Origin of the sequence: Lutibacter sp. HS1-25 (assembly GCF_004121075.1) — a bacterium.
Lineage (GTDB): Bacteria > Bacteroidota > Bacteroidia > Flavobacteriales > Flavobacteriaceae > Lutibacter.
The window spans coordinates 74,328-81,689 of the sequence record NZ_RHLN01000013.1 but is presented as its reverse complement, the minus strand read 5'-3'; the positions used below and the strand labels follow the sequence as shown (position 1 = coordinate 81,689).

The window sequence follows — 7,362 nt, the reverse complement described above, 5'->3', positions numbered from 1 at the left end:
TTATCGCTTCGGCTACGCTCAGCGACCAGTTTTCAATAATCAATTATGAATTACGAATAATCAATTGTCAATTTTTAATTACGAATTACGAATTACGAATTACGAATTATCAATTATCAATTATCAATTATCAATTATCAATTATCAATTGTCAATTTTTAATTACGAATTATCGCTTCGGCTGCGCTCAGCGACTAGTTTTCAATAATCAATTACGAATTATCAATTATGAATTACGAATTATCAATTATCAATTGTCAATTATCAATTTTTAATTATTAATTATCAAAACTATCCGTGAATAGATTCTGATGTGCCTAAGTTTTTCATTAATTCAGCTTCATAAACCAATAATTCATGCCATTTTTCGTCGACTTCTTTTCTATCTCCAAATTTGCGTGCAAAGTTTAAAAATAAGGTATAATGATTTGCTTCTGAAACCATTAAGTCTCTATAAAATTTTGCCAAATCTTGATCCTGAATATTTTCAGAAAGCAATCTAAATCGTTCGCAACTGCGTGCTTCAATTAAAGCAGCATATAGCAATCTGTGAATTAATTGTGTTGTTCTGCTGCCTCCTTTTGGGAAAAAACGCAATAAATCGTGTACGTATAAATCTTTTCTGTCGCGTCCTAAAGTTACATTTCGTTTTAGCAAACGTTCGTGAACCAATTTAAAATGACTCATTTCTTCTTTTACAATTGAAACCATTTCAGTAACCAAATCTGGATATTCTGGAAAGCTCATTATCAGCGAATTGGCTGTTGATGCTGCTTTTAATTCGCAATGGGCGTGGTCTATTAAAATTTCATCAATATTTTTTTCTGCGATATTTACCCAACGCGGATCGGTTGGTAGTTTTAATCCTAACATGTTAGTGATAAATTTAAAATTAAGCTCTTTTAAAAGTGGTTTTTTAGATCCACAAAACTGTTTTATAAACAGACTTTTACAAATCTAAATCAAAAGTTCTCTTAAACAATTCTATAGCGCTATTTTTTTCTTTTAATTTTTGATATTTTTCTTCAGGTGTATAAGCATATTTAACCGTTTCCTCTTCGTTAACTTCAATAATAATATCAATTTTAAAGTTGTTAAGAGTTTCACGTAAATATTTTAGCAAGTTTGTTTTTGCCCTTTGCAACTGGTCTTTCATTAAAGTGTTTGGCAAGTCAAAATGAATTTCATGGCCTTTAACAGTTGGTCTGTTGGCATTCATAATAGATGCTACACTTTTTTTACCTTCATTTATTAACTTTTCAATATATTTTTCCCATAATTCAACAGCTTGAGCTTCTGTGAATTTATCTGAAGGTAAACCGTCGACTTGTTCAAATTCAACCTCGGTATTTTCCAATTCTTTTTTACGCTCAATACTTTTAATTGAAAGCCCAGAAGGTCGTCTGCTAAGCGTATTTAATGTAGGAATTTTAACTTCAGGTTTTGAAATTGTTTCTATACTTTTTGAAGCAATTTCTTTTTTAATAGCTGCCTTTTTTAGTTCTGGAGCAGGTGTTTTTTTAATTGCTTTTTTAACAGCACTTCTAAAGTGAAGAGCGGCAATTATGTAAGGTTTGTTATTTTTTTTTTCTCTATCAAATGTGATAGAGGCAATTTGCATTAAGGCAAGTTCAACAAGCAATCGCTGATTTTTACTGGTTTTGTATTTTAAATCGCAGTCGTTGGCAATTTCAATACCTTGCATTAAAAATGAAAGTTCGCATTTTTCAGCCTGAACTAGATATTTCTTTTTTGCGTTGTCTCCAACTTCTAACAATTCAATAGTAATTTTATCTTTTGCAACCAGTAAATCTCTAAAATGTGATGCCAATCCACTTATATAATGATGGCCTTCAAATCCTTTTGCTAAAATGGTATTGAAAAGTATTAAAACTTCAGGAATTTTATTTTGAAGCAATAAATCGGTGGTGTTAAAATACTCGTCGTAATCAAGTACGTTTAGATTTTCGGTAACATCTTTACGTGTTAATTTATTTCCCGAAAAACTCACAACTCGGTCAAAAATAGACAAGGCGTCACGCATAGCGCCGTCAGCTTTTTGTGCTATAATATGCAATGCATCATCCTCAGCCTCAACATTTTCGTCTTGAGCTATTTTTTTTAAATAGTTTTTAGCATCTAAAACACCAATACGTTTAAAATCAAATATTTGACAACGCGATAAAATGGTTGGAATGATTTTATGTTTTTCGGTAGTTGCTAAAATAAAAATGGCGTGTGCAGGTGGTTCTTCCAATGTTTTTAAAAAAGCATTGAAAGCCGATTGAGATAGCATGTGAACCTCATCAATAATATATACTTTGTATTTACCTGTTTGCGGTGGAATACGAACCTGCTCGGTTAAACTTCTAATATCATCAACCGAGTTATTTGAAGCGGCATCTAATTCAAAAATATTAAAAGCAAAATCTTCATCGGGTTTTGTTGAAGCAGTTTGATTGATTTGTTTGGCTAAAATTCGCGCACAAGTAGTTTTACCAACACCACGAGGCCCTGTAAATAATAAGGCTTGTGCCAAATGGTTGTTTTTTATAGCATTTTCAAGCGTGTTAGTAATTGCTTGTTGCCCAATAACTTCCTCAAAAGTTTGAGGTCTATATTTGCGGGCCGATACTATAAATTGTTCCATAGAGTAAAATTAGCGTGTATTGCAAAAATAGAAAAACATTTGTGAAAGATGAATGTATTGAGCATAAAAAAACTGTCTATTTTTTAGACAGTTTTTTTGTTTTGTTAATATTCAAAGGGTAATGGTGGCTGAGCGTAGCCGAAGCCATAATTAAGTTTAAAAGTTTAAAAGTTTAAAAAGTTTCAAAGTTATAATGCTGGCTGAGCGTAGCTGAAGCCATAATCAACTATAGGCTGATTCACTAACAATCAACAACCAATAGGCTACAATTCATATATCTTATTATACAAATGTTGGTATTTTGCAATAATTTCTTTTCGTTTAGGTTTCATTGTAGGTGTTAGTAGTCCGTTGTCTACACTCCAAATATCTGGAGTTAATTCAAAAACTTTGATTGTTTCCCATTTACCAAAACTTTTATTTCCTTTATCAATTTCTTTTTGAATTCGTTTTAATATAATTGGATTTTTAATTAAATCTTCATTGCTTTCTAAAACGGGTTCGTGTTTGCGTTTAGACCATTCTCTTAAAAATTGAAAATTAGGTTGAATCAATGCTGCAGGCATTTTTTGACCATCACCAATTACTAAAATTTGTTCAATAAAACGAGATTGTTTCATTTCATTTTCAAGCAAAGCAGGAGAAATATATTTTCCGCCAGAAGTTTTGAAAATTTCTTTTTTACGACCTGTAATTAATAAAAAACCATCAGCATCAAATTCACCTTTATCACCCGTATGAAAATATTCGCCAGACATGACACTTGCTGTTCTTTCAGCATCTTTATAATAACCTAGCATAATGTTGGGTCCTTTAACTAAAATTTCTCCATCTTCAGCTATTTTCACTTCAACATTGTCTATTGTTTTTCCAATAGTTCCAATTTTGAACATGCCTTTTTTAATCATATTTACTGAAATTACAGGAGAGGTTTCAGTAAGACCATAACCTTCTAAAATAGTCATTTTAGCAGCAGTAAAAACGCGCGCCAATCTAGGTTGTAAAGCAGCGCTGCCAGAAACCATAATTTCTAAATTTCCACCCAAAGCTTCTCGCCATTTGCTAAAAATTAATTTGTTAGCTATTTTGAGTTTAAACTCGTACCACCAGCCATTAGCACCAAATGGTTCGTATTTTAAACCCAAATCCAAAGCCCAATAAAATAAAAGTCGTTTAATACCTGTTAGTTGAGCGCCTTTGGCAATAATACCTTCATACACTTTTTCTAACAATCGAGGTACAACCGACATAAACTGTGGTTTTACTTCTTTTATATTTTCTCCAATTTTATCCATTCCTTCAGCAAAATAAAGTGAAGTTCCAGAGAATTGGTATAAATAATGTAGCATACGTTCAAAAATATGACATACAGGTAAAAAACTCAAAGCGGTTATTTTTCCAAGTTCTAAAGGAAGTCTTGGCATACAGTCTATTACATTTGTAACAACATTTTTATGCGAAAGCATAACACCTTTTGGTGTACCAGTAGTACCAGATGTGTAAATAATAGTCGCTAAATCATCGGTTTTTACACTGTCTTTTAATTTTTCAACTTCAGGTTGTATACTTTTATCTTCTCCTAAAGTAACAACTTCTTCCCAGTTTTCACAGCCTTTAACAATATCAAAGGAGTAAATATTTTGTAAAGTCGGTACTTTATTTTTTATTGAATTTATTTTTTTGAAAAGATCTTTATCCGATAAGAAACAGTGTGTAACTTCTGCGTGATTAAAAATGTATTCAAAATCATCTTCATTAATAGTTGGATAAATAGGTATATTAATTGCACCAATTTGCAAAACACCAACATCTAAAATATTCCACTCCGTTCTATTGGTAGTTGAAATTACGGCAATTTTATCGCCAGGTTTAACACCTAGTTTTAACAATCCGCGACTTATAGCATTGGCTTTATCAACAAATTCTTTAGTTGAAGTAGCAACCCATTTGCCTTGATATTTTGTATTAAAAGCTTTTGGTAAATTATAATTTTCAAGCTGATAATAAGCAAAGTCGAATAATCTTGTGATTTCTTTTGTCATTAAGTTTTATTTAAGCGGTAATGCAAAGTATAAAATATAAAATGATTTTACAAGTATCTAATTGTTAACAACAATATAATTTTTGATGGTATGTTTGAGGTCTTTTTTATCATTTTGATTAAATAGTATCAGTTTTTTTTAAAATAGTATAAATTCTGTCGTTTTTAAGATCTTTTCTTGAATGATACGCAAAATATTTATGATTAAAATTAACCGAAAATTATGCTTATTTGATATTACCTATGTTAATTCAAAGTGGTTAATTACATTTTCTACCCCTTAGCCATACAATTCAAACGTTTTAGTAAAATTCCAAAAAATAAAGGTCTATTTTGTCTTTATTTGTAGGGTTTTCGCACTTTTAAGTCGTATTTTTGTGGTCTAAAATTATTGAAATATTTACTATTAAAAATAGAATTATATGAGTGAAGTAAGTTTTAAAAAAGGAGTGTGGCAAGATACAATTAATGTAAGGGATTTTGTATTTAACAATATAACTCCTTATCATGGGAATCATGATTTTTTAGTAGGTCCAAGTGAAAAAACAAACAAATTATGGAACATTTGTAAAGCAGCTACTAAAGAAGAAAGAGAACGAAATGGCGTAAGATCTGTTGATACAGAAACAATTTCAACAATAAGTGCTTTTGAAGCTGGTTATATTGATCAGGAAAATGAAGTAATTGTTGGTTTACAAACCAATGAATTGTTGAAAAGAACTATGAAACCTTATGGCGGTTTTAAAGTTGTTTTAAAAGCTTTGTCTGAACATGGGGTGCAACCTAATGAAGATTTAACAAATTTATTTTCAAAATATGTAAAAACACATAATGATGGTGTGTTTGATGCTTATACTGATGAGATAAAAAAATTCCGTTCTTTAGGATTTTTAACAGGATTGCCAGACAATTATGCACGTGGTAGAATAATTGGTGATTATAGAAGAATTGCTTTATACGGTGTTAATAAATTAATTGAAGTTAAAAAAGCTGATAAAGCGGCTATAACAGGTCCAATGAGTGATGCTGTTATTCGTTTACGTGAAGAAGTTGCTGAACAAATAAAAGCTTTAAAAGAAATAGTTGAATTAGGTAAAATTTACAACCTAGATTTAACTCGTCCTGCTGAAAATGCACAAGAAGCTGTTCAGTGGACATATATGGGTTATTTAGCTGCAGTAAAAGAGCAAGATGGTGCTGCAATGTCTTTAGGAAATGTTTCTACATTTTTAGATATTTATATTGAAGAAGATTTGGCTAAAGGTATTATTACTGAAGTTGAAGCGCAAGAATATATTGATCAAATGGTTATGAAATTGCGTATGGTGCGTCATTTACGTATGGCTGCTTACGACGAAATTTTTGCAGGTGATCCAACTTGGGTAACAGAAGCTATTGGTGGTATGTTTGAAGATGGAAGAACAAAAGTTACAAAAACTTCTTTCCGTTTCTTAAATACTTTGTACAATTTAGGCCCATCTCCAGAACCTAATATGACAGTTTTATGGTCAAATTATTTACCAGATAATTTTAAAACATATTGTTCAAAAGTAGCTATTGATACTTCATCAATTCAGTTTGAAAATGATGCTTTAATGGTTGCAAGTCGTGGATCAGATGATTACGGTATTGCTTGTTGTGTGTCTTACCAAGAATTAGGAAAATCTATTCAGTTTTTTGGAGCACGTACCAATTTGGCTAAAACGTTGTTGTTAGCTGTAAATGGTGGTCGTTGTGAATTTACAGGTACGCAAGTTGTTAAAGGAGTTCCTGAATATACTGATGAGTATTTAGATTTTGACAAAGTAATGGCAAACTTTAAAATTGCCATGAAAGAAGTAGCGCGTGTTTATAACGATTCTATGAATATTATTCATTATATGCATGACAAATACTACTACGAAAAAGCTCAAATGGCTTTAATAGACACAAACCCAACAATCAATATTGCTTATGGTATTGCAGGTTTATCAATTGTAGCAGATTCATTATCAGCAATTAAATATGCTAAAGTAAAACCAGTTAGAAATGAACAAGGTTTAACAGTAGATTTTGAAATTGAAGGTGAGTTTCCTTGTTATGGAAATGATGACGACAATGCTGATGCTATTGCAGCAAAGGCAGTTGCAGATTTTAACGATGAGTTAAAAAAACTACCTGTTTACAAAAATGCAACACCAACAATGTCTGTATTAACCATTACTTCAAATGTTTCTTACGGTAAAAAAACTGGAGCAACTCCTGATGGTAGAGCTCACGGAATTGCCTTTGCACCAGGAGCGAATCCAATGCACGGACGTGATAAAAACGGAGCAATTGCATCGTTAAATTCAGTTTCTAAAATTAGTTACGAAGATTCTCAAGATGGTATTTCTAATACTTTCTCAATAGTACCAAAATCTTTGGGCGCTAATGAGCAAGAAAGAATTGATAACTTAAAAGCAACTATTGATGGTTATTTCTTAAACAATGCACATCACTTAAATGTAAATGTATTGGATAAAGAAACATTGATTGACGCAATGGAACGTCCTGAAGAATATCCTCAATTAACAATTCGTGTTTCTGGTTATGCTGTAAATTTTGTACGTTTAACTAGAGAACAACAAATAGAAGTAATTACACGTTCGTTCCACGAATCAATGTAATAAAATTTAAAGTTGTATTATTG

At 31.3% G+C, this 7,362-nt stretch carries 4 protein-coding genes; 1 reads left to right on the top strand and 3 read right to left on the bottom strand.

The window, feature by feature from the left end; genetic code table 11:
- Positions 1-291: 291 nt before the first annotated feature.
- From EC396_RS06835 to EC396_RS06825, 3 genes are all read right to left on the bottom strand, one after another.
- Positions 292-873, bottom strand: a complete 582-nt coding sequence (locus EC396_RS06835; protein WP_129365959.1) for a tRNA-(ms[2]io[6]A)-hydroxylase — start codon at positions 871-873, stop codon at positions 292-294.
- Between the two features lie 76 nt (positions 874-949).
- Complete coding sequence (dnaX, locus tag EC396_RS06830) at positions 950-2,650, bottom strand: DNA polymerase III subunit gamma/tau (protein ID WP_129365958.1); 1,701 nt, start codon at positions 2,648-2,650, stop codon at positions 950-952.
- A gap of 263 nt (positions 2,651-2,913) precedes the next feature.
- Positions 2,914-4,692 (bottom strand): long-chain fatty acid--CoA ligase, encoded by a 1,779-nt coding sequence (locus EC396_RS06825; protein ID WP_129365957.1) that lies wholly within the window; start codon positions 4,690-4,692, stop codon positions 2,914-2,916.
- Between the two features lie 421 nt (positions 4,693-5,113).
- Between EC396_RS06825 and pflB the strand changes: the two genes are divergently transcribed.
- The gene (gene pflB, locus EC396_RS06820; RefSeq protein WP_129365956.1) at positions 5,114-7,339 is read left to right on the top strand and encodes a formate C-acetyltransferase; all 2,226 of its coding nucleotides are present in this window, start codon (positions 5,114-5,116) and stop codon (positions 7,337-7,339) included.
- Positions 7,340-7,362 lie beyond the last annotated feature (23 nt).